The 24410-nt window shown below is 43.0% G+C and carries 24 protein-coding genes; 19 read left to right on the plus strand and 5 right to left on the minus strand.

The genetic code is table 11. The annotated features are described in order from the left end of the window. Positions 1–17 precede the first annotated feature (17 nt). The 3 genes from rfbB to LI288_RS07255 form a co-directional block, all read right to left on the minus strand. Complete coding sequence (gene rfbB, locus LI288_RS07245) at positions 18–1037, minus strand: dTDP-glucose 4,6-dehydratase (RefSeq protein ID WP_022431799.1); 1020 nt, start codon at positions 1035–1037, stop codon at positions 18–20. A gap of 10 nt (positions 1038–1047) precedes the next feature. Further along, positions 1048–1944 carry a glucose-1-phosphate thymidylyltransferase RfbA gene (gene rfbA / locus LI288_RS07250; protein ID WP_022431800.1) on the minus strand — a complete coding sequence of 299 codons (897 nt, stop codon included), beginning with the start codon at positions 1942–1944 and terminating at the stop codon, positions 1048–1050. A 137-nt stretch (positions 1945–2081) separates the two neighbouring features. After that, positions 2082–3266 carry a MerR family transcriptional regulator gene (locus tag LI288_RS07255; protein WP_227089953.1) on the minus strand — a complete coding sequence of 395 codons (1185 nt, stop codon included), beginning with the start codon at positions 3264–3266 and terminating at the stop codon, positions 2082–2084. Between the two features lie 212 nt (positions 3267–3478). Between LI288_RS07255 and LI288_RS07260 the strand changes: the two genes are divergently transcribed. From LI288_RS07260 to LI288_RS07310, 11 genes are all read left to right on the plus strand, one after another. After that, the gene (locus tag LI288_RS07260) at positions 3479–3802 is read left to right on the plus strand and encodes a P-II family nitrogen regulator (protein WP_022431802.1); all 324 of its coding nucleotides are present in this window, start codon (positions 3479–3481) and stop codon (positions 3800–3802) included. A gap of 16 nt (positions 3803–3818) precedes the next feature. Beyond that, entirely contained in the window at positions 3819–4151 is a 333-nt protein-coding gene (locus LI288_RS07265) for a P-II family nitrogen regulator (protein ID WP_022431803.1), read from the plus strand. Between the two features lie 130 nt (positions 4152–4281). Then, complete coding sequence (locus LI288_RS07270; protein WP_022431804.1) at positions 4282–5064, plus strand: ABC transporter permease; 783 nt, start codon at positions 4282–4284, stop codon at positions 5062–5064. Positions 5065–5117: 53 nt separating this feature from the next. Beyond that, positions 5118–6155, plus strand: a complete 1038-nt coding sequence (locus LI288_RS07275; protein WP_227089954.1) for a taurine ABC transporter substrate-binding protein — start codon at positions 5118–5120, stop codon at positions 6153–6155. A gap of 29 nt (positions 6156–6184) precedes the next feature. Continuing rightward, positions 6185–7000 (plus strand): ABC transporter ATP-binding protein, encoded by an 816-nt coding sequence (locus LI288_RS07280; RefSeq protein WP_227089955.1) that lies wholly within the window; start codon positions 6185–6187, stop codon positions 6998–7000. Between the two features lie 175 nt (positions 7001–7175). Continuing rightward, a complete protein-coding gene (locus LI288_RS07285; RefSeq protein WP_227089956.1) occupies positions 7176–8372 on the plus strand; it encodes a BMP family ABC transporter substrate-binding protein in 1197 nt (398 codons plus the stop codon). Between the two features lie 12 nt (positions 8373–8384). Further along, positions 8385–10085, plus strand: a complete 1701-nt coding sequence (locus tag LI288_RS07290; protein WP_227089957.1) for a methyl-accepting chemotaxis protein — start codon at positions 8385–8387, stop codon at positions 10083–10085. A gap of 371 nt (positions 10086–10456) precedes the next feature. Beyond that, positions 10457–10681 (plus strand): hypothetical protein, encoded by a 225-nt coding sequence (locus LI288_RS07295; RefSeq protein ID WP_227089958.1) that lies wholly within the window; start codon positions 10457–10459, stop codon positions 10679–10681. Between the two features lie 53 nt (positions 10682–10734). Further along, on the plus strand, positions 10735–11826 hold the full coding sequence (locus LI288_RS07300; RefSeq protein WP_227089959.1) for an iron-containing alcohol dehydrogenase family protein: 1092 nt from the start codon (positions 10735–10737) through the stop codon (positions 11824–11826). A 1030-nt stretch (positions 11827–12856) separates the two neighbouring features. Then, on the plus strand, positions 12857–13762 hold the full coding sequence (locus tag LI288_RS07305) for a delta-lactam-biosynthetic de-N-acetylase (RefSeq protein WP_227089960.1): 906 nt from the start codon (positions 12857–12859) through the stop codon (positions 13760–13762). A gap of 111 nt (positions 13763–13873) precedes the next feature. Further along, entirely contained in the window at positions 13874–15661 is a 1788-nt protein-coding gene (locus LI288_RS07310; RefSeq protein WP_227089961.1) for an ABC transporter ATP-binding protein, read from the plus strand. 105 nt (positions 15662–15766) lie between these two features. Here LI288_RS07310 and LI288_RS07315 read toward each other — a convergent pair whose 3' ends face one another. Both LI288_RS07315 and LI288_RS07320 read right to left on the minus strand, forming a co-directional pair. Next, positions 15767–17890, minus strand: a complete 2124-nt coding sequence (locus LI288_RS07315; RefSeq protein WP_227089962.1) for a methyl-accepting chemotaxis protein — start codon at positions 17888–17890, stop codon at positions 15767–15769. A 17-nt stretch (positions 17891–17907) separates the two neighbouring features. After that, on the minus strand, positions 17908–18864 hold the full coding sequence (locus LI288_RS07320) for an alpha/beta hydrolase (protein WP_022431814.1): 957 nt from the start codon (positions 18862–18864) through the stop codon (positions 17908–17910). A 198-nt stretch (positions 18865–19062) separates the two neighbouring features. Here LI288_RS07320 and LI288_RS07325 point away from each other — a divergent pair, with 198 nt between their 5' ends. The 8 genes from LI288_RS07325 (at position 19063) to LI288_RS07360 (ending at position 24386) form a co-directional block, all read left to right on the plus strand. Further along, the gene (locus LI288_RS07325) at positions 19063–21180 is read left to right on the plus strand and encodes a methyl-accepting chemotaxis protein (protein ID WP_227089963.1); all 2118 of its coding nucleotides are present in this window, start codon (positions 19063–19065) and stop codon (positions 21178–21180) included. Positions 21181–21391: 211 nt separating this feature from the next. Continuing rightward, the gene (gene spoVT, locus LI288_RS07330; RefSeq protein WP_227089964.1) at positions 21392–21940 is read left to right on the plus strand and encodes a stage V sporulation protein T; all 549 of its coding nucleotides are present in this window, start codon (positions 21392–21394) and stop codon (positions 21938–21940) included. A gap of 30 nt (positions 21941–21970) precedes the next feature. Next, positions 21971–22483 (plus strand): MazG nucleotide pyrophosphohydrolase domain-containing protein, encoded by a 513-nt coding sequence (locus LI288_RS07335; protein ID WP_022431817.1) that lies wholly within the window; start codon positions 21971–21973, stop codon positions 22481–22483. A gap of 174 nt (positions 22484–22657) precedes the next feature. Next, entirely contained in the window at positions 22658–22933 is a 276-nt protein-coding gene (locus LI288_RS07340; protein WP_022431818.1) for an HU family DNA-binding protein, read from the plus strand. A gap of 120 nt (positions 22934–23053) precedes the next feature. Beyond that, positions 23054–23293, plus strand: coding sequence for an RNA-binding S4 domain-containing protein (locus LI288_RS07345; protein WP_022431819.1), 240 nt, complete (start codon positions 23054–23056; stop codon positions 23291–23293). 64 nt (positions 23294–23357) lie between these two features. Beyond that, positions 23358–23645 carry a sporulation protein YabP gene (gene yabP, locus LI288_RS07350; RefSeq protein ID WP_022431820.1) on the plus strand — a complete coding sequence of 96 codons (288 nt, stop codon included), beginning with the start codon at positions 23358–23360 and terminating at the stop codon, positions 23643–23645. Then, complete coding sequence (gene yabQ / locus LI288_RS07355; protein WP_022431821.1) at positions 23642–24070, plus strand: spore cortex biosynthesis protein YabQ; 429 nt, start codon at positions 23642–23644, stop codon at positions 24068–24070. Before yabP ends, yabQ begins: the two co-directional genes overlap by 4 nt. Further along, positions 24060–24386 carry a septum formation initiator family protein gene (locus LI288_RS07360; protein WP_227089965.1) on the plus strand — a complete coding sequence of 109 codons (327 nt, stop codon included), beginning with the start codon at positions 24060–24062 and terminating at the stop codon, positions 24384–24386. The genes yabQ and LI288_RS07360 overlap by 11 nt, the downstream gene beginning before the upstream one ends. Positions 24387–24410: the final 24 nt, after the last annotated feature.

Here is a 24410-nt window from a genome sequence, read left to right on the forward strand (position 1 = left end):
AATTTATGTCCTTTCTATTAGCGGTTTTTATACATTTTTTCATAGTAATCCTGATATTCGCCGGAAATAATGGTTTTCCACCAGTCCTGATTGTCCAGATACCACCGGATGGTTTTCTTAATGCCGTCTGCGAACTTTGTTTCAGGAAGCCAGCCCAGTTCATTGTGAATCTTTGTCGGGTCAATGGCATAACGCATATCGTGTCCCTTGCGGTCGGTTACATAAGTAATCAGGCTTTCCGGTTTGCCAAGCTCCTTGCAGATAATCTTTACGATATCTATATTTTTCATTTCGTTATGACCGCCGATATTATAAACCTCACCGACACGTCCCTTGTGAATAATTAAATCAATCGCCTTGCAGTGGTCCTCTACATAGAGCCAGTCACGCACATTTTCACCTTTTCCGTAAACCGGAAGCGGCTTGTCATTTAAGGCATTTGCAATCATTAACGGAATCAGCTTTTCCGGAAAATGATATGGACCGTAGTTGTTGGAACAGCGGCTGATTGTTACCGGCAGGCCGTAGGTTCTGTGGTAGGCAAGCACCAGTAAATCCGCACCGGCCTTTGAGGAACTGTAAGGACTGCTGGTGTGAATCGGCGTTTCTTCCGTGAAGAATAAATCCGGTCTGTCAAGCGGCAGGTCGCCGTATACTTCATCGGTAGAAACCTGATGATAACGTGTAATGCCGTATTTGCGGCAGGCGTCCATTAAAACGGCAGTACCTTTGATGTTCGTATCCAGAAAGATTTCCGGGTTTTCAATAGAGCGGTCAACATGGCTTTCAGCGGCGAAGTTGACAACGATATCCGGCTTTTCTTCTTCAAAAAGACGGTAAACGGCCTCACGGTCCGTAATGCTTTCCTTTACAAAACGGAAATTCGGGTTGTCCATAACAGGCTCTAACGTTGATAAATTTCCGGCATAGGTTAGGCAGTCTAAGCAGACAATCCTGTAATCCGGGTATTTGTTTAACATATGAAAAATAAAGTTGCTTCCGATAAATCCGGCACCGCCGGTTACAATAATAGTCATAAATCCTCCTTTAGTGCAGTACATCCATATATTTGCCGTCTAAGACATCTTTTAAATACTGTCCGTACTGGTTTTTCTTTAACAGTTCATAAACCTTTAATACATCTTCCTTTGAAATCCAGCCGTTTAAATAAGCGATTTCTTCAAGGCAGGCAATCTTTCTGTGCTGGTGCTGTTCAATTGTTTTTACAAAATTGGTAGCTTCGACAAGGCTTTCGTGCGTTCCGGTATCCAGCCATGTAAAACCCTGTCCTAAAAGCTCGACATTTAACTGGTTTTCTTCCAGATAAATGCGGTTTAAATCAGTAATTTCAAGTTCGCCGCGCGCACTTGGCTTTAAATTTTTAGCGTATTTAACAACGCGGTTGTCATAAAAATACAGGCCGGTAACACAGTAATTGCTCTTTGGCTTTGCCGGTTTTTCTTCAATGGATACGGCTTTGCCATTTTTGTCAAATTCTACAATACCGAACCGCTCCGGGTCGTCTACGTAGTAGCCAAAAACGGTGGCACCTCTGCCGCTTTCGGCATTTTCAATCGCGGCTTTTAAACGTTTCTTTAAACCGTGTCCGGCAAAAATGTTATCGCCGAGTACCATGGCAACACTGTCATCACCGATAAATTCTTCACCGATAATAAATGCCTGTGCCAGTCCGTCCGGGCTTGGCTGTTCTTTGTAAGATAAGCGGACACCAAACTGGCTGCCGTCGCGCAGCAGTTCCTGAAAACGCGGTAAATCCTGTGGTGTTGAAATAATTAAAATGTCGCGGATGCCGGCATTCATGAGTACGGACAGCGGATAGTAAATCATCGGCTTATCGTAAACCGGCAGCAGTTGTTTTGAAGTGACCATTGTCAGCGGATAAAGACGTGTGCCTGAACCGCCTGCTAAAATAATTCCTTTCATAAAACCTCCAGTCTTTTGTAGAAACAGTAAATGCTTTGTTCTAAAATCAGGCAAATAAATTTTGTCAATATACCCAGTATAAAAGATGACGTTACGTCACCTTCAAGCCTTTTCCGGAAAATTTTATGAAAGAATTTCTATATTTTATTCCGGCAGATAAAAAGCCCTGCCGATTTTGTAATATGAAATCCTTTGAGCGTCTTTTTTTCCACAAAGCGGCGGAAATCCTGATAACGTTCTAACAGATACTGGTTCTGGTTGCCGTGGCAGGAAAGAATATATTCAATCAGCGGTGCCGCATCTGTGACATATAAGGCATCGTCATAGAGCTGTGTTGAAATTTCTGAAAAATACGGTGCAAGGAGTTCTGCGCCGTTTTCAAGCCCAAACCTTGCATACAGGGCATCACCGGATAATTGGATACGGCTGTCAAACTCCTGGACGAGTGCCGTGATTTCCTGCATATGGGAAGCACCGTAGGTACTGCATAGAAACCTTCCTCCGGGAACTAATATGCGGGATACTTCACAGCAGACTTTTGCAATATCATCACAGTAAAACAGTACATGATTGGCAATCACAAGGTCAAAGCTGTCTGAGGCAAATGGAATCCGGTGGCAGTCAAATGCCTGAAAAGAAAAGCGGGAATCACTGCCGATACGCCTTCTGACATCACGCAGCATGCCTTCTGAAATATCGGATAAGACTGCGGAAATATTTTGAGGAAGTTTTGCCATATTTTCATTCCAGAGTGTACCGTCCCCACAGCCGATTTCCAGAATGCGCATACCGTCTGTGATTTTACAGTTGTGGTAAATCCATGGAAACCATCCCGTCTGATTTTGGGAATACATTTCATGCAGACGGATACGGGCAGAAATATTGCTGGCATTCTGATACTGTGTCTTTAAACTCTTTTCCATACCAGTCAGGTGAATCAGATGCAGCATCTGGCTCCAGTTTACGGTGTGATTTTTGGAAATTTCACGGGAAGTATCCTGAATTGCCTGTTTCACCAGCTGCATCTGTTCGATTTTATCATCAATCAGCTTTAACTGGAGATTTAAGGCATTCTGCATCAGGTGATAGTCGGTATCATTAATCGTCATTTCACGGATATCTTCCAGTGAAAAACCGAGATATTTCAATAATAAAATCTGCTGGAGCCGTACAAAGTCCTCATCGGTATAAAAACGCGCACCGCTTTCATTAATATAAGAAGGTTTTAAAATATTCTGTTGGTCGTAATAGCGGATTGTCCGTACCGATACCTCTGCCATATGTGCAAACTGACCGGACGTATAATAACCTGGAAGCTTCATAATTGATACTCCTTTCCACAGGTATTTTAATGCATACACTTTTTCCTAGACACTATCACATTTTTATAAAAAAAGCAAAGACCTGTGCGTCAGCACAAAAAACTTTGTTTTTCAAGACATTGTGAATGGATACAGGAGGTGCTAAACTTTCAATCAGATTCAAACAAACAAAAGCACAACACCGCAGGAAGCGGTAGAAAAGGAGGGGCATTATGGTAATGATTCGGGCGATTATCAGACCGGAGAAAGTAGATGAAACCTTAAAGACACTGGCAGATGCAGGATATCCGGCGGTAACTAAAATTGAGGTATATGGACGAGGCAAGCAAAAGGGCTTACAGGTCGGTTCCGTGTTCTATGATGAACTTCCGAAGGAAATGCTGATGATTGTTGTAGACGATGAAGTAGAAGAAAAGGTTTGTTCTTTGATTATCGGAACGGCAAGAACCGGTGAAGGCAATTTCGGTGACGGACGAATTTTTGTAACACCGATTAAGAAAGCCTATACAATCAGTTCAAAGACAGAAGGACTGTAGAAAGGCAGGGAATGTTATGGTAGAAATTATCGCAATTGTGCGACCGAACAAAACGGCAGAAACCAAACAGGCACTGCTTGACATCGGAAAGCCGGGATTCACATGCGTGAGAGTCAGCGGCAGAGGAAAACAGGCAGTGGTACGGACCTTTATGGACGGTTCGGTCATTACAACAGGATTAAACAATAAGCGGATGTTTATTATAGAAGCAGAAAATGATGATGAACAGCTTATCGTTGATAAATTAATGGCAGTCAACTGCACCGGAGAACACGGTGACGGCAGAATCTTTACAGTGGATTTGCAAAGCTCTTACAGCGTAAGAGAGGGAAAGGTCATGACAATTTAATATATAAAACAAGGAAGCAAAGGGGCTTGACAGGAATAAATCCGTCAGGCTCCTTTTTGTCCGGCTATTTCTTTGTGAGCAAAAACAAATAGCTATGATGAAAAAATTTGCTCGGAAATGAGGATTAGGTATGAAGAAAAAGAAAAAAATTTCAACAGAACGGATTATTTCCGTCTGTGCAGTCATTTTATTTTTTGCCGCATGGTATCTGGTAACGGCACTGGAACTGGTTGACCCGAAGCTGATTCCGACACCGAAGGCAACATGGGATTCATTTGTAGAAGTTTTAACACAAGGATATAAGGGACACACCTTATTACAGCATTTGGGAACCAGTATGGAACGACTTTTAAAAGCCTTCCTGCTTTCCGTAGTAACGGCTGTACCGCTTGGACTTTTAAGTGGTTTTAGTTCCAAAATCAAGGCATTTGTCGAACCGTTTATCGAATTTTACAGACCACTGCCGCCGCTGGCGTACTACACGCTGCTGACACTGGCACTCGGTATCGGTAACAGTTCAAAGATTGCACTGTTATTCTTAGCCTGCTTTGCACCGATTTATGTAGCCTGTGTATCGGCAGTCGCAAGAATTAAGGAAGATTATATCAATGCCGCCTATACGGTCGGCGCAACCCGGATGCAGGTGTTCTGGAGTGTGATTTTACCTTCCTGTGCAGCCGAAATCTTTGTTGGATTAAGAACTGCTATCGGTGTAGCATATTCCACACTGGTAGCCGCCGAAATGGTAGCCGCATCTTCCGGTATCGGCTGGATGGTTGTTGATGCGGGCAACTGGTTTAGAAATGACATTATCTTTGTCGGTATTTTCGTTATGGGCTTTACGGGCCTTTTCATTGACTGGCTTTTAAAATTCCTTGAAAAGAAGCTGGTTCCGTGGAGCGGCAAGGATTGATAAAAATAGATGACAGAAGCAAAAAACAGGGATTAAAGAAGGGAGAAAACATTATGAGAGTAAAGAGATTGGTAAGTCTGGCACTGGCAGGTATGCTTGCGGCGTCTGTTGCATTAACGGGCTGCGGCAGTAAAAAGGAAGCAACGACATCGGATGGTAAAACCATTGTAAAAATCGGTACACAGCAGATGCCAAACGATGAAGGCATTGCAAAGGCAATGAATTATTTCCAGGAGGAAATGGGTGACAGCGTCAGCGTGGAAATCGTGGAATTTAGTTCCGGCAAAGACGTAAACACCGCCCTGGCGGCAGGAAGCATTGACTTTGGACTGGAGGGTTCTTGTCCGGCTTCGCTTGCAATCGCACAGGATTTAGGCGTGGAATTAATCTGGATTCATGAAGTTTTGGGTGATGTGGAATCCCTTGTTGCAACAGGCACATCAGGGATTAATATCGTAGCGGATTTAAAGGGTAAAAAGGTGGCGGTTCCGTTTGCATCCACAGCCCATTTTTCACTCTTAAAGGCAATGGAAAATGCCGGACTAAGTGCATCGGATGTAACGGTACTGGATATGCAGCCGGATAAAATCTACGCTTCATGGAACAGTGGCGATATTGACGCGGCTTATATCTGGGAGCCGACATTATCCCAGTTATCCAATAAGAAAACTGTAATAACGAGCGGCGAACTTGCAAAAGCCGGATATATGACCTCCAATGTTGAAGTGGTCCGTACAAAGTTTGCAGAAGCACACCCGGATATTGTAGCCGCTTATGTAAAGGCACTTGATAAATCCGTATCCATGTATAAGAACGATGAAAGCACCGCAATCAAGACGATTGCAGAAGCAATGGAACTGACAGAAGACAATGCAAAATTCCAGATGAGCGGTTCGACATGGCTGACAGGCAGTGAACAGATTTCCTCAACGTATCTTGGAACAAGCAGTGCAAAGGGTGCTGTGGGACAGAACCTTTACGACACGGCAGAATTTTTAAAGACACAGGGCAGTATTACAAAAGTACCGGACAAGTCCGTATTTGAAAAGGCAGTGAATCCGAAGTACATTGAAACCGCATTGGGTAAGTAATGTCAGACAGACAGAGAGAGGTGAAGGTTATGGCAAGTGAAATCAAAAGGGAAACGGTCGTTTCCATAAAAGATGCGTATTTAAGATACGCCAGTGAAAAGGGAAGTGTGACAGCACTTGAAAATGTCAATCTGGAAATTGAAAAGGGTGAGTTTATCTGTGTATTAGGCCCGTCCGGCTGTGGCAAGAGTACACTGCTTAAAATCATAGCAGGATTTCATCAGCCGACAGAAGGAACGGCAATGATGGGTGATACGCCGATTACAGGACCGTCTGCAGACCGCGGGGTTGTTTTCCAGACACCGACATTGTATCCATGGTTAAATATTTATCAAAATGTGGAATACGGACCGAAAATGCGTAAAGTTCCAAAAGATGAGCGCGAAGCTGGTGTTAAAAAGTATCTGGAGCTGGTCGGCTTAAAGGATTTTGCAAAGCAGAAGCCGTATGAATTATCCGGCGGCATGAAGCAGAGAGCCTCTCTTGCAAGGGTGCTTGTCAACCAGCCGAAAATGATTCTCATGGATGAGCCGTTTGGCGCGCTCGATGCCTTAACCAGACAGAACATGCAGACGTTAATCCGTGAAATCTGGAATAAGACCGGCAATACGATTTTCCTGATTACACACGATGTTGATGAAGCGCTGGCACTGGCAACAAGAGTAATCGTCATGTCTTCAAGACCGGGACGGATTGTCAAAGAATTTCATACGGATTTTACCTACGACATTGTAGGTACAAATCAGGAAAGTGCAAAATATACACAGGAATATATGCATATCCGTGAGGAAATATTAAGCATTATTAATACGCAGAATGCGGCATTGACGGCAGATGCCATTTAAAACACAAAGCAAAGCGGGCAGAAAATTATTTTTGTCCGCTTATTTGTGCGTATTAAAAAAATATAAAAAGTCTAAAAAAATCCAAAATAAAGCGTTACAAATTCTTATTTTTATGATAAATTATAGTATATATATGCAACCACAGGTGTATTGTAGTGACAAAGGGGAGATTCATATGAATAAGAAAGTGTATTGTAAGCGTACAAAAGCGTTTTACAGAATCTTTGCGGCAGCAGCGTGCAGTCTGCTGCTGGTAGGGTGTCAGGCACAGAAGCCGGACGATTATGCAACCAATCAGGGTTATTCTGATAACAGTACCGTATCGGTACAAAATACCACAGGCATTACCAAAGAAAATATCAAAGTCGGGGTCATTCATTTGTCTGATCCGGCAGAGGGAAGCGGCTATACCTATACACATGATTTAGGGATTCAGGGGATGCAGCAAAACCTCGGACTTTCAGATGACCAGATTATACGCAAAATCAATGTCGATGACAGTGATGCACAAAAGACACGCACTGCGATTCAGGAGTGTATTGATGCGGGCTGTAATATCATATTTTCCACAAGCTGGGGCTATATGCAGACCACCGCAGAAATGGCGGAACAGTATCCGTCTGTGTATTTTTCACACGGCACGGGCTATTTAAGCAACGGTAAAAATTTTAACAACTATTTCGGAAAAATCTATCAGCCGCGGTATTTAAGCGGAATTGTGGCAGGCGTGAACACCAAAACCAATAAAATCGGCTACGTTGCCGCAATGGATTCTTCCAATTCAGAAGTTACGGGCGGTATTGATGCTTTCGCACTGGGTGTATATTCTGTCAATCCGGATGCACAGATTTACGTTAAGGTAACAAACAGCTGGTACAGTCCTGAAGCGGAAAAAGCCGCCGCAGCGACATTGCTTGATATGAACTGTGACGTGATTACACAGCACTGTGACACGCTTTATCCCCAGACACTGGCACAGGAACGGGGCGTTTACAGTATCGGTTATAATTCGGATATGAGTAAAAATGCGCCAGATGCCTGTTTATGTAGTGTCATCTGGAACTGGAGTGCTTATTACACCTCTGCGGTACAGAGTGTTCTGGACGGAACGTGGGACGGCAGTAATTATTACGGCGGCATGAATGAAAATCTAGTCAGCATTACGGAACTGGCAGATTTTTGTGCGACAGGGACAAAACAGAAGGTGGACGAAGCCAAACAGCAGATTTTATCCGGGAAAAACGGTGTGTTTGACGGTGTCATTGAAACCAATACGGGAGAAACCGTAGGCGAACAGGGTAAAACACTTGATGCCGCAACGATTACCGGCAAAATCAATTGGTACTTTAAAACCGTTCACGTTGTCGAATAGGGGGAATTACAGATGAGTATTAAAAAGAAAATTTTATCCATTACCATTATACCGGTGCTGCTTTTAGGCATTGTATCCATTTTTTTAACCTTTACCACGGTAAAAGGTGCATTAATCAATCAGATTGAGGAAGCGCTAAAAGGCACTGCGGCGGCGACACTGGCAGCATATGACCAGAATACGGGCGATTACATACAGACCAGCAATGGCGATATCTGGAAGGGCAGCTATAACATTTCCAAGTCGGAAAGTCTGGTAGACCGTATCAAAAAGAACACGGATATGGATGTCACATTTTTCTATGGAAACGAACGGATTATGACTTCGGCTGCGGACTCGGATGGAAACCGCATTTTAGGTTCACCGGCGGGCGATGTGATTATTACAAAGGTTCTGCAAAACGGCGAAGAATATTTCAGCGAAAACGTATCATTAGAAGGAAATATAAATTATGGCTATTACATGCCGGTTTATCAGAATGGTTCGGACAGTGAGATTATCGGCATGGTCTTCGTCGGTACGGATAAGGCGCAAAAAGATGCGGTCATCAACAGGATTCTTGGCAGTATTGTTATGGCGGTGATTGTGATTATGCTTGTGTGTATTGCATTTGCCATGAAAATGGCATTGTCTATGAGCAGTAATATCCAAAGCAGCATCCTGGTTGTTGAGGAGCTGGCACAGGGCAACTTAAAAGTATGGGTCGATGAAAAACTGCTTGCAAGAAAAGATGAAATTGGTGCACTCTCGAAAGTAACGATTACACTCCGTGATGCCATGCAGTCCGTTATCCGTGAAATTTCGGAAAATGCCAAGCATTTGTCAGAGGCATCGGATGTGCTGGGGATGGCAGCAGACACCACCAACGGCACGATGACACAGGTAAAAGATACTGTGGCAATGATTGTGGATAATTCGGCACAGCAGGCAGAAAATTCCAAGAATACTTCGGCACAGATGCAGATTATGGGTGAAAATATCACGCAGACGACACAGGAAGTCGGCGTGTTAGACGAAAATGCACAGGCAATGCAGCAGTCCGGCCGCAGGGCGGCAGAAACGCTGTTAAATCTCATGAAAATCAATGACGAAGTGGAGCATACAATAAAAGAAGTACAGGAGCAGACGAACAGAACGAATGACTCCGTCAATAAAATTTACGAGGCAACGGCACTGATTACGTCGATTGCGGAAGAAACCAATCTGTTAAGCCTGAATGCTTCGATTGAGGCGGCAAGGGCAGGAGAAAGCGGCAGGGGCTTTGCCGTGGTTGCCGATCAGATTAAAAAGCTGGCAGACCAGTCCAACGAATCGAGCCGTGAAATCGGTGAAACTACGCAGGTACTTATGGAGGATTCCGCAAAAGCCGTGGAAAATATGCAGCAGATGCAGCAGATTCTACAGAATCAGAGTGAAAGCATGCAGGCAACCCAAAATATTGTGGAAGAGGTGCTTTCGGGTATTGGGGAATCCATGCAGAGTATCGGACAGATTAAAAGCAGTACACAGCGGCTTGACAGCTCCCGCAGTGAAGTCGTGGAAGCCGTGTCGGCGCTCTCTGAAATTGCCGGAAACAACATGGAAGGCACGAAAAAGACATATAATGAAACAGAAGCGGTTGCAGGAACATTTAAACAGGTCTATGAAAGTGCCGAACAGCTCCGTCAGATTGCCGAACAGCTTGTACAGAGCATTGATTATTTCAAAATGTAAAAAAGAGGTTGAATTTCACACAGTAATGTGCTAAACTCAGCAATAAATAAAAAAGACAAACCGTTGAATAAGAGTAGTAGCATGAGCGTAAGAGATTACAGAGAACTGCATGTGGTGAGAAAGCAGTATTTCCGGTTCATGTGAATGGACTTATGAGGGCAGCCTGAAATGATAGTAGGAGCTGACGGAAACTCTAACCGTTATGATGAGAGCATATCGTCTGACTGTAGTAATCGCCGTTTTGACGGACTATAGAAAGACCGTATGTGAGATTTCCATACAGGTGGCGTGCAGAAAAGATTTCTGTTCCTTTAGGGAACGGAAATCTTTTTTTTATTTCGGTTTGTAACAAAAAGAAAAGAGGAAAGACCATGAAGGAAAAGACACAAAACGCAGGCAGAGGCGCATCCCTTGCAATGGGTGTTGCATTTGTCGGATTCACAACACAGTTTGGCTTAATTCCGCTGGTTAAGACGGGTTATTCTTATATCGGTTATGCAACGCTGATTGTGATTGTGATACCGTTTATTGTCCATATGATTGTAGGCTGCGTGAAAAAACAGCCGGTCATGGGCAGCGAAGCAGCTGAAAATTAAAAAACTGATACGTGTTTTGCGGGCATGAAAATGTCTGCGGAAAGGATAGAATCATGAAATTAGAAAATTATGAATTACATTTACCGAGTTATTCTGTAGGAAAAGAGGTCTATAACCAGATTGGAAAAATCTGTAAACCATACGGCACAAAGGTGCTTGTAATCGGCGGTAAAAAGGCGCTTTCTGCGGCATTTGACAAAATCAGTAAAAATGCGGCGGACGGCGGGCTGGATATTATCGGAAAAGAAATTTACGGAACAGACTGCACGTATGAGGCAGTAGAACGCCTTGCCGCACTGCCGGCATTCAAAGAAGCCGATATGGTGTTTGCCGTGGGCGGTGGAAAGGCAATTGATACCTGCAAATGTCTGTGTATCGAGTGTGAAAAGCCGGTGTTTACATTCCCGACAATCGCTTCCAACTGTGCGGCATGTACTTCTGTTTCAATTATGTATCATGAAGACGGCACATTTTTCAAACCACATTTCTTTACACATCCGGCAGCTCACGCATTTATCGATACACAGATTATTGCCGCAGCACCGTACCGTTATCTGTGGGCGGGTATCGGCGACACGTATGCGAAAAATTACGAAGCTGAGATTTCTTCACGCGGTGAAAAACTGCCGCATTATACGGAGGTCGGGGTCGGATTTTCCAAAATGTGCCTGACACCGATGCTTGAATACGGCAGACAGGCATTGGAGGATAATAAAAAGGGTGTTGCAACCGAAGCACTGGAGCAGGTAGCTTTAGCGATTGTGGTTACGACAGCGATTGTATCCATTTTCCTTACAAGGGACTTTACACCGGATTACAACAGTGGTCTGGCACATGCCTGCTTTTATGCGCTGACGGCGTATCCGGTCATTGAAAAAGAACATCTGCACGGCGAGGTTGTCGGATTCGGTGTACTGTATGCCCTGCTTGTAGACGGACAACAGGAGGAATTTGAAAAAATCTATGCGTTAAATAAAGAGCTGGGACTTCCGGTGCGCATTGCCGATATCGGCATTACCGAGGAGCAGTTCTTTGAAACCATGGACAGGATTCCGCAGATGTCCGATATCCGCCATTATCCGTATGTAGTGACAAAGGAAATGCTGATGCAGGCATATGAAACGATAGAACAGCTGCCAGTATAAAATGTCAGAATATTCATAATAAAATATACAATTTATAGAAAAGAATGAAAATAATTAAAATTTATTTGAAAAAAGTATTGACAAATAATAACCTGCGTGTTAATATACAATCACAAACAAACAAGAACTTCAAACATAAGAGTTCTTAAAAGGAGGTTGATTCCAATGCAGAACGAAGGAATACACCTACAATATGAGAGTGGTAAGGCATAGCAGTTCCCTCGCAAGAATACCTTTACCGATATAACAAATGGAAGATTCCTATAAAGAGATAGGAAAAGAAGGAAAAGGTAATACAGGCTGGCACTCATATTGAAGATTTACCACAACAATAATATGAAAGATTTCAGATTTGTGTAAAGAAACAAATACTGAAAAGGTATCAAAAATATACGACCGGAACACTTCTGATACCAGTAAAAGATTTTGGTTATCAACGAAATCAAAGTCAATGAAGATGCAGAAGTAAAAGGAAACTATATTTCAGATATCTTGAAACTGTCAGAACCCGTGAAAGATGACAGAAAGAAGCTTCATATTATCCGAATGAAACAGATTCAATGAAAGCAATTTCAAGGAATCAGGTATCATTCAAAAAAATGTATCAATGTTCTAAGTAAGAAAACAAAAAGGAAGATTTTTTAAAGAAAAGATTCCAAAAAGAAAACTTACGAGCAGGGAATAAAAAGGTGATGTTGCCTTTGTACAATCAGAACAGATTTCATCGAAGAAATTGAAAAATGAAGTAAAATTCATAAAATCAATGAAGAATCGAAGAAAAAGGAGTTTAAAATTGGATAACGCAGAGTCTTAGAACGGCCGTTGTATCAAACATTCGTAGTTGGTATGACGGTCGTTCATTTTGCTCATTTTGCATTAAAAAGCATGAAAAAGGAATAGTGCCAAAACGGCGGGAATATAGTATATAGCGTGAAAAAATGCCGGTGTAATTATTTTTTGCATTGGAATTTGGTTCTTATGAAACAAATCTGCGCGGTAAAAATCTAGTATTTGTGGATTGGAGAGGTGTATGAAACTGCTGTGGAGGTCGGGACGCAGGCGCGGTAAAGCTGATGGCAAAGAAAAGGAAAAAGACATTAGGGAAAGCAGGAAACAGTGGTCGGGGATAACGGCACAGAAAGTAAGTATCGTGGCAGTGCTGTTTTTAGTAATGTATGCGCTGGGAGCGCTGACAGCAAAAAAGGCGGAGAGTGTCGGTGTGTCGGCATTACTGCATGAAAAAAGTGAAAACTGGGGACTGGGTTTTGGCACGGAAGGAAAGCCGCCGACAGGAAATGCGAGTGCAGAGGAATTAAAAAAATACAATGCGTATTTTATCGGGGATACAACACAGAATACGATTTATCTGACATTTGACTGCGGCTATGAAAACGGCAATACAGAGCCGATTTTAGATGCGTTGAAAAAACATGATGTAAAGGCGACCTTTTTTGTGGTCGGAAATTTTCTGGAAACCAGCCCGGAGATAGTCAAACGGATGATTGCGGAGGGGCATACGGTCGGCAATCATACCTATCATCATCTGGATATGTCATCCATTTCAAGCATGGATGCCTTTAAAAAGGAAACGCAGGACGTTGAAAATCTGTTTGAGCAGATTACAGGGACACCGATAACAAAATTTTACCGTCCGCCGCAGGGCAAATACAATATTGAAAACTTAAAAATGGCGCAGGAGCTTGGCTACCACACGTTTTTCTGGAGTCTTGCTTATGTGGACTGGTATCAGGATAAACAGCCGACAAAAGACGAAGCGTTTGGCAAGCTGCTTAAAAGAATACACCCCGGCGCAATCGTGCTGTTACATTCCACGTCTTCGACAAATGCGCAGATTTTAGACGAATTGTTGACCAAGTGGGAAGAAATGGGATATACTATAAAACCGTTGACAGAACTGGCTGGCGCAGCAACATGACACATAATAAATGTATTGTTTGACAAAACTTTAGGAAAAATGTTTGGCGAAGCCGGGTGAAGCGTGTAAAGATATAGATTTATGCGTGTACAGACAAAGAAAGAGAGTAAGATGAAGAAAAATGGGAGGAAACAAAACGTGAATACGAAAGAGTATGAAACAAAGGAGCTGCTTTCACGGTTTGCACCGTATTATAAGCCGCATATGGGGACGCTCTGCATGGATTTATTCTGTGCGGCGCTGACAACAATCTGCGAGCTGGTGCTTCCGCTGATTATGCGTTATATTACCAACGAAGGAATCCGGGATCTTGCGGCGTTGTCCGTAAAGACAATTCTGATGTTGGGTGCATTGTATCTGGTACTGCGTATTATTGATGGTATTGCGAATTATTATATGGCATATACGGGGCATGTTATGGGTGCAAAGATTGAAACCGGTATGCGTAAAGATGCGTATGCGCATTTGCAGAAGCTGTCTGATACGTATTATAACAATACGAAAGTCGGTCAGATTATGGGGCGGATTACCAACGATTTATTTGATGTTACCGAATTTGCGCATCACTGTCCGGAGGAATTCTTTATTGCGGCGATTAAAGGCATTGCAGGCTTTGCAATTCTTGCAATGATTAATCTGTGGCTGACACTGATTATTTTTGTGATTGTGCCGGTTATGGTTCTATCCTGTATGAAGCTGAACCGCAAAATGAAAAAGGCATTTGCGGCACAGCGGTATCAGATTGGTGAATTAAATGCGCGTATTGAAGATACCTTGCTGGGTCAGAAGGTTGTGAAGGCTTTCACAAATGAAGATATGGAAAATCAGAAGTTTGATGCGGATAACCACAGCTTCTTTGGGATTAAAAAAGAAACGTATAAATATATGGGCGCATTCCAGACCACAACCAGAATGTTTGACGGTGTGATGTATCTGGCAGTTGTGGTTGCCGGCGGTATTTTTATGGTTAGAGGCATGATTCTGCCGGGCGATCTGGTTGCGTATATGCTGTATGTAACGACATTTATTGCAACAATCCGCAGAATCATTGAATTTGCCGAGCAGTTCCAGCGCGGCATGACGGGAATTGAACGCTTTTTACAGATTATGGACGCCAAAATCGACATTTTTGACGAGCCGGGTGCAGTCGAATTAAAAGATGTAACAGGAGATATTACATTTAAAGATGTAAGCTTTGAGTATCCGGATGACCACAATCAGGTCTTTGAAAATCTGAATCTGACGATTCGTCCGGGCGAAAAGGTTGCCATTGTCGGACCGTCAGGCGGTGGAAAGACGACACTTTGTAACCTGATTCCGCGTTTTTATGATATTGATTCCGGCGAAATCAGCATTGACGGTAAAAATATTAAATCATTTACGTTAAAGAGCCTGCGCCAGCAGATTGGCATTGTACAGCAGGACGTCTATCTGTTTTCGGGCACGGTGTATGACAATATTGTATACGGCAGCTTAAATGCGACAAAGGAACAGGTTATTGAAGCCGCAAAGCTTGCCGGGGCAGATGGATTTATCAGGGAACTAAAAGACGGCTATCAGACCTATATCGGAGAACGAGGTGTGAAGCTTTCCGGCGGACAAAAACAAAGAATCAGCATCGCAAGGGTATTTTTAAAGAACCCGGCGATACTGATTCTGGATGAAGCGACCTCGGCGCTGGACAATGAAAGCGAGTATGAGGTTGCTAAGTCGTTAGAGAAGCTGTCAAAGGGCAGAACAACGATTACCATTGCACACCGCTTATCCAGTATCCGCAATTCGGACAGAATCTTAGTGCTTACGCAGGAAGGCATTGCCGAAGAAGGAAACCACGAAGCACTTATGGAAAAGAAAGGCATTTACTACCAGTTCTATACCATGGCGGACCGGCTGAAATAGCGGCGATGTCAGAAGCGGAACCGGTCACTTCATTCTGCATAACGGATAAGCCTTCGGTTACGGTGGCGTTTGGTTCAAGCTGTTTTATCGTAGTTATCTTATATTTTACACATGTTTCTGATTTTCGCGCAGGGCACTTTCTACATATTCCATAATGTAGTAGTTGTCCTCCGGCATCTGACAGCCGACAATATACGTGCCTTCATTTTCAGAAGAACGGATAATTCGGCCTTCCAGTACGGAATGGGCGGTCAGTGCAAAGTTATCAATGGCAATGGAAATGTCACGGCCCTTGGCAGAGGCAAAGAACGGGTCTTTTACCAGAAGGGCAAAACCGTTTGCACTGATATTGTCTAACTGACCCTTAAAGGTTTCACCGGAATTTTTCACGGTAATCGTACAGGTGTTGGAAATATCCATGCGTGGATATTTCCGGCGGTTTATAATCTGCGGACGGCTGGTAATCTGAATACGGTAAGTTCCTTCCGCAGCTGTTTTACCGCTGTCAGACTGAATCTTGGCATGGCTCCAGCAGTAAAGAACATTACCGACAGTAACCTGTACGGTACATGCTGCCGGTTTTGGCAGGCTGAGCTTCTTTTCAAGAGAGGCAAAAAGCGTATTTTCAACCTGTTCCAGTAATTCACCGTGGTATTCAATGTCTTTAGAAGAAGCATCATCATGAACGGTTACGGTCATCTTCATGCCGCGTTTTACATCATCAATGCCCATGAAACCGCCGATACCCAGTTCGCACATTAAATCCTGGATAACATCTTCAATGTTGTTGATATTCAGAGCCGTTTCCTCATATTTACTGCTCATGCGTTTGGTCGTTTCGTCAGAGTCGGAAATGCAGTTGGTCATGACATTTACAATATCAGTAACGTTTTCCATGTTGGAAACCAGCTGGCGGTTGGAATTTTCCACTTCTTTAATAGCGGTGTCAATAACCTGGATATGTTCACCCAGCTGTGAAGAATCCGCAGTAATTTTACCGACATTTTCGCCGGTTAAGGTTACTTTTTCAAGGGTCAGCTGAATCAGTTTCAAGGTCTGTTCGATAGAAGATGTCATTTTTTCTGAAATCTCATCCAGACGGGTTAAGGCATCCTGAATCTGACCGGATGAAGATTTGGTTTCGGTACTTAATGTGCGAATCTGTTCGGCAACGACCGCAAAGCCTTTTCCGGCTTCGCCGGCGCGTGCGGCTTCAATCGAAGCATTTAAGGCAAGCAGATTGGTCTGGCTTGAAATGCTGTCAATCGTACCGGTTTCTTCTTTTACTTTTTCAAATTCTGATTTGAATTCCTGTAAAACATTTTCAACTTCGCCAGACAGTTCAGACATCGTTCCGGCAGTTTTTACCAGTTCGTCAAGGTCTGCGGAACTGGTCTGTGCATGTGTAACGGATTCAGCTGTTAAGGAAACCATTTCGTTGATTAATGCAACAACGTGTTCCACCTGTGCATTAATATCACCGGTCATATCGGTGGAGGAGGTGGTATGCTGCTGTAATTTTCCGTTGTTGTCAGTTAATTCATTCATGCCAAGTAAAACAACGTCAGAGCCGTGTTTGTTTTCAGAAGCCAGTTCACGGACAACGGTAATACCGTTCATAATGGTATTGCTGGCAGTTTTTACCTTTTCAACGGTTGAGATGACACGCTGTAAGTCAGCCTTGATACTGTCGGTTAAAGCCCCATCAGATTCGTTTAAATGGCGGATAGACAGCACGTAGCAGATATAACATAAAACAATGCAGGATACCTGTAACTGGTAATTTTTTATATCAGCCGCAGAGTTGCAGCCAAGTACGACACCGCGGTATAAGGCGCTGCCGATGATGACAAGCGTATTGGCGATGCCGCAACGAATCATAAAGCTGCGGTTCTTGTAAAGAACCAGAAGGCTTGTGACAGGAAGCACATAGGTAAATGCAATCGGTGAAGCTGTTGTGCAGGATACAAAGGTATAAAAGATACCGTATCCGATAACAAGATCATATTTGTACAAATCAGTTGATTTTCCTTTTAGCCGCAGCAGAATATCGCCGATAAAGAAAGGAACCCAGCATAATACTACAAAAATAATGTAATTAGAAAACGGATACAGGCCGTTTGCGGCATCGGAGCCATAGTTGGCTGTGAGTAAAAGTGCAAAGACCAGCCAGATTCTGCGGGCTTTGATGTTGGCTTTTTCTTTGAAAACATTTTCATCATAGTTCATAAGTGTCATCTCCTGTTCTAGTATTTTTGAAGGAAATCAATCATGGATTTCATTGTCTGTAAACTTTCGTCAAGTTCCGGTTCAAATACGCTGAAAGCGTGTGTAAGCTTCGGATTTTTCGGAAAATTCAGTAAATCATGCGGCACCTGGTAACGTGCCAGTGCTTTTTCAAATTGTAACGTGTAGCGTTTTAAGTAATCGTTGTGGCTGGTTACCAGAAAACACGGCGGAAGTGCCTTTATAATATCAGGGTGTTCGGGATTTACAAACGGCGCAAAGGCACTCTTTTTGTAATTCTTTCCGTAAAGATACTTTGGAAGAAACAACCCGATTTTATCCTTTTTTGTTGTATAAAACATGCCACTGATGAGTCCCAGCGCATTGATATGTAAAGAAGACGGAGTGACTTTGGCAGCTTTTGCTGCGGCAGGGGCATGCTGCAGGGCAGCAGTGTAGGTTAAAAGACACGCACCGCCACTGTCTCCGACTGCATATACATGGGACAGATCACCGTTATCGGAAGAAATCCGCGTTTTTAAAAAGTCCATGGCACAGGCTAAATCCTGACACTGGTCGAAAAATGAACAGTCCGGTATCAGACGGTATTCCACGCTGTAGACTAAAAAACCAAGTTCGCTTAACCGCATGCAAAATAACCGGTTAAATTCTTTGCTGCCAAGTAAAAGTCCGCCGCCATGCACATTTACAATTACCGGGAGAAGTTCGCCGTCCTGTTTTTTCGGGCGGTAACAGTCCAGACGGTGTGAATCGCAGATGTGTGATTTACTGCTTTGCAGTGGGAAGTCCGTGTCCAAAGAAGTGTTGTCTTTTGCGGCAGAGCCGTCTGTCATATAAGGAATGTTTTTTATCTCTGTGACAGTATCCGGGAAAGTAAGTGTTAAATTCCGTTCGGCAGACGATTTCTCAAAGTCTTTTCGCTGTTTATAAAAATTTCTTATCATAAAGTCACTCATAGCAGTCTCCTATCATGGCCAGGGGGTTTTACCATGGCATCATATCATTATTTTAAGATATTTTTGAGGGCTTTTCAACAAAATAATGAAAATGATATCTTTTGATGGTGTCTGCGGGAATTAGTAGTCTTTTTTGATAAATTATGGTATACTTCTTAATAAAGAACTATGGCTGACTTACTAAAAGGAGAAATGTTTATGGAAAATTATAATGAAGCCTTTTTCAGGGCGAAGACGAACAAAAGAGCAAGCATAACATGGGTGCTTCTGCTGATCGTTGCGTGCATTTATTATGGCATCAAAGTCGGCACCGGAACACTGACACCGGGCTATTACGCAGCATTTGCGATTGTGGGCTGGGCAGTCTATATTGTCGGACAGGCACTGTTGTTTATTAAAGGAATGGATTTTAAACCGTATAAATGGATTGTGGGACTGGGATATCTTGCATTTTATTCGGTCATTGCATGGACGGCACTCGACCAGATTTCATATGTGTTTATCCTGCCGTTAATTTCAATTCTGATTTTATACAAAGACCCGAAGTTTATCCGCACGATGATGTGGATTACACTTTTTGTACTGATTTCAAGTAATGCTTATAAGGGGCTGGCAAAGGGCATGATGGATTATATGGCAAGTCCTGAATGTGCATTACAGCTGGTCATTGTAATTGGTTGTTATGTTTGTACCAATATGGCAATCAAACATCTGGTAGAATCCGATGGGGCGCTTACGCAGTCTATTAAAAGCAACTTAGAGCGCGTTGTCCGTACCGTAGAACAGGTTAAGGATGCAAGTAATGCCGTTGTAGACGGTGTAACGGTTGTCCGTGAACTGGCAGACGAGAACAGAACGGGTGCCAATGATGTTATGAAGGATATGCAGAATCTCGATGCCAACAACGGTGTCTTAAATGAAAAGACCCTTTCTTCCATGGAGATGACAAAGGTCATTGATACACAGGTCAAAGGTGTGGCTGACCTGATGGAACAGGTAGTAGACCTGATCGGGGCATCGGTTGAACATGCCAATGTGAGTGCGGGTGAACTGGTAGAGGTTGTGGAAACAACCAATAAGATGGCAGACCTTTCAAAACAGGTTGAACAGATTCTGGAAGATTTCAAGAAAGAATTTGAAAATGTAAAAGAAGAAACCAGTACAATTGAGGGCATTACCTCAAAGACCAATTTACTGGCGTTAAATGCTTCTATCGAAGCGGCAAGAGCCGGAGAAGCCGGAAAGGGCTTTGCGGTTGTAGCCAATGAAATCCGTAATTTGAGCAGCGGCACACAGGCATCTTCTAACAGTATCATGGAAGCGCTTTCCCATCTGGAAGAAACATCCCAGAAGATGCTTGAATCCATTGCAGAAACCATTGAACTGATACAGGTTAATATTGAAAAGGTATCGAATGTCAATGTAAGTGTAACCAATATTACACAGGATGCGACAAGCCTTGGAGAAAATATCAAGGTTGTAGACAGTGCTGTTAAAGAGGTTGAAAGTTCAAACCGCACGCTGACGGAAAACATGAATCAGGTCGGTGAAGTCATGGAAATCATGACACAGAGCATCAGTGGTGCAGAACTGACGACAAAGACGATGTTAAGTAAATATGAAGCCAGTGCAAAGAGTGCCATGGATATTGAAGGTGTAGTTGGTAAGCTGATGCGTGAACTGGGTGTTGGCGGATTTATGGGTGTTCAGGATATTAAACAGGGCATGAAGATTTCTATAGCTTTTGGGGATGCCGGCGGTAAGAAAGATGAATATCTGGGTGAAGTCGTAGACTGTATTGATAAAGATATTTTTGTAACACTGGATAGTAAGAGCGGACAGGCAGTTGATAAGCGTGACAGAAATGCGTTCTGTCGGTTAAATATTGTTGTGGATAATGTATTGTACTGCTGGGAGCACGTAGCAGTACAATACAGCAGACATGGCGAAAAGGGTCAGTTTAAGCTGAGCATTGAAACCAATCCACAGGTATTTAACAGAAGAAAATATCCGCGTATGCCGCTGGATAACAGATGTACAATCCGTATCAGCGGACAGGATACAGCTTATGACGGCAAGATGGTCAATATCAGTGCCAATGGTTTCGCATTTTCAGTAAACGATTCTGTATTTGAGCGTGCGAAGGGCAAAAATGTTACACTGGACGTTCAGGGCTTTGATGTGTTAGGCGATAAACCGCTGGAAGGCTGTGTTATCCGCTGTTCTAATAATGATGGAGAATATATTATCGGCTGCAGAATGCCGGAAGACAGCGAAGCAATTAAGGATTATGTAAGTAAGAATTACTGCGAATAAGATGCAGTACAAGCAGGATAACCCTCTGTTTACAGATATTGGTTTATAAAAAACTAGTGTGAACAGATGGCTTAGGTTTGTATAAATATTCACATTTTCCACATACTAACTCCAAAGCTAATATATAGCAAAAAGAGCGGCTTTATTGATTTGAACAGACATAGATTAATAAAGCTGCCGGCCCAAATATAGCATTGGAGGAAAGCAGATTATGAAAGCGACAGGCATTGTAAGAAGAATCGATGATTTGGGGAGAATTGTCATTCCCAAAGAAATCAGAAGAACGCTTCGCATCCGGGAGACAGACCCGCTTGAAATATTTACCGATAAAGAGGGTGAGATAATCTTAAAAAAATATTCACCCATCGGAGAGCTGGGGGCTTTTGCCAAAGAGTATGCGGAGTCGCTTGCGCAGACAACAGGGCATACCGTCTGCGTTTCGGACCGCGACCAGATTATTGCGGCAGCAGGTCCGGATAAAAAGGACATGATAAAAAAGAATATCACGAAAAAAATGGAGCAGCTTTTAGATAACAGAAGCACACTTGTTGCGGCAAGCGGGGACAGGGAGTTTGTGCCGGTTGCGGAGAATCTGGAAGAAGAATATAAGGAACAGGCATTAAGTCCGATTATCTGTGCCGGGGATGTACTCGGAGCAGTGATTATTACGACAAAAGACGGTAAAATACATTTTACGGATACTGAAAAAGCACTGGCTGCAGCAGCAGCTGATTTTTTAGGAAGACAGATGGAATCTTGATTGTGGAATTTAAGGGAGTATAAAAAACAGATGAAAAATCAAGAGTATTTAAAAGAAACGTATGAATGGAAGGACCTGCTGGCAATTGTGCATAAGCTGCGCCAGCCGGACGGCTGTCCGTGGGACAGCACGCAGACCTATGAGAGCATGAAAAAATGTGTGGCCGATGAAGCCGCAGAGGTTGTGGAAGCCGTAGACAACGAGGATTTTATCAATCTGAGGGAAGAACTCGGCGATTTAATGCTTCAGGTGCTGATGTATGCGGAAATTGCGCAGGAACGGCAGGAATTTACATTGGATGATGTTATTGACGAGCTGGCAAAGAAACTGGTCAGAAGACATCCGAATGTATTTGGCGATGAAGAAATGTCAAGGACACCCGGTGAAGGATTAAGCGTGTGGAAACGCGTTAAAAAAGAAGAAAAGCTGGGACGGTTAAAAGAGTACGAAAAGATGTATGAACAGGGGAAAATCCCTTTGAAGGCACTTGAAAAACAGCGGGAGAAATGCCGCATTTTAGAGGCACAGGAAGGCGCAGAGTAGGCGTGCGTTGGCATTTTTACTAAATTTTTGACGGGATTTCATTACAAAACCCTTGAAATGCCGTGAAAATGCCTAAAATAGGCGGTTTGTATTGACAAAAGCTGTAAAAAAGTTTATAAATGATTTTGTTGGGGAAATCCAATAGAAATATACTGATTGAGGAGAGAAATTCACATGAATAAGACTGAGTTAGTTGCAGCAATTGCTGACAAGACTGAATTATCTAAAAAAGACAGCGAAAAGGCATTAAAGGCATTTATCGATGTTGTAGGCGAAGAATTAAAGAAGGGCGAAAAAATCCAGTTAGTTGGTTTCGGTACTTTTGAAGTAACTGAAAGAGCAGCAAGAACAGGTAAGAACCCACAGACAGGCAAGGAAATTAAGATTGCAGCCTGCAAGGCACCTAAGTTTAAGGCTGGTAAGGCTTTAAAGGATGCTGTAAACGCTTAACTTAAGGCAAAAGAGAATCTAAGGCTGCCGTGCCGCCGATTGTATAATCGCGGGTGCGGCAGTTTTTTCATATGTGCGCCTGGCGGGGCTGCCGCCGGGATACAGCAAAAAGGAGCAGCGATGAGATTAGATAAATATTTAAAGGTATCCAGACTGATTAAGCGCCGTACCGTGGCAAATGAGGCGTGTGATGCGGGCAGGGTTGTGATTAACGGAAAAGTGGCAAAGGCATCGGCAGATGTAAAAGCCGGTGACGTGATTGAAATCGCATTTGGCAATAAGTCTGTGAAAGTCCGTGTAACCGATGTAAAGGATACTGTCAAAAAAGAAGAAGCAGCAGATATGTTTGAATATCTGTAGGCGGTTCTGAAATCATGCGGGCAGACATATACTGATACAATCAAGTATCAGGATGGAGGCCGTTATGGAAGAAAAAGTAAAACAGAAGCGTCTGCATAAAATGCACATGGAAAACCGCAATAAGCTGGAAATGACGGGTATCGTCGATGTCATTTCTTTTGATTTAAATAAAGTTATTCTGGAATCCGACTGCGGCATGATTACGATTAAAGGTGCAAATCTGCATGTCAGCCGGCTGTCCGTGGAAAAAGGAGAACTGGATATTGACGGTACGATTGAAAGCTATGCCTATTCCGAGGTAAATTCCTATGCCAAAAAGGGAGAATCCATGCTTGGAAGGCTGTTTCGATGATTGCAAAATTAATCTGGTGGGAGGGCAGGACATTATTGTCGGCACTCTTTTTAGGAATGGTGCTGGCATTAGAATATGACTGTATCCGTATCTTCAGACGCGTAATCCGTCATAAAAATATATGGGTGATGTCGGCAGAAGATATTTTGTACTGGATATATGCGGCAGTTACCGTATTCTGCATGACCTATGAAGTAAATGACGGTATTTTAAGAGGTTTTCTGGTGACAGGTTTTTTGGCAGGGGCGGTTTTATACCGGTATGCATTTGGCACATTTTTTGTAAAATACACTACAAAATTCATAAATTTATGTTTAAAGCCATTGAAAAAAGCACTCTGTTTGATTAAAATAGGAGTACATAAAATAACAGGCTGCATCAAAGCGGCGGCTGTAAGGAAAAGGGGGCAGGGCAATGAAGTTTGAAACACGCAGGGAAAGAGAAACAAGAAGAAAGCGGCAGAAACAGTCAGCAATTTTAGGCATGGTGCTTGCATTTGCCCTTGTCATGATTATGGGCGCTGTGATCTGGAGCGGCAAGCGGACACTGGAAAAGCAGAATAAAGAATATCAGGCACGCGTGGCACAGCTGCAGGAGCAGGTGGAAGAACAGCAGAACCGGTCTGATGAGATTGATGAATATAAAAAGTATATCCAGACCAAAAAATTTGCAGAAGAAGTTGCAAAGGACAAATTCGGCATGATTTATCCGGATGAACTGGTATTTAAACCGGAAAACTAATAAAATATTGTGACAGGTTACACT

This window comes from Lachnospira pectinoschiza, from assembly GCF_020564355.1.
In the GTDB taxonomy this organism is placed as follows: Bacteria; Bacillota; Clostridia; order Lachnospirales; family Lachnospiraceae; genus Lachnospira; species Lachnospira intestinalis.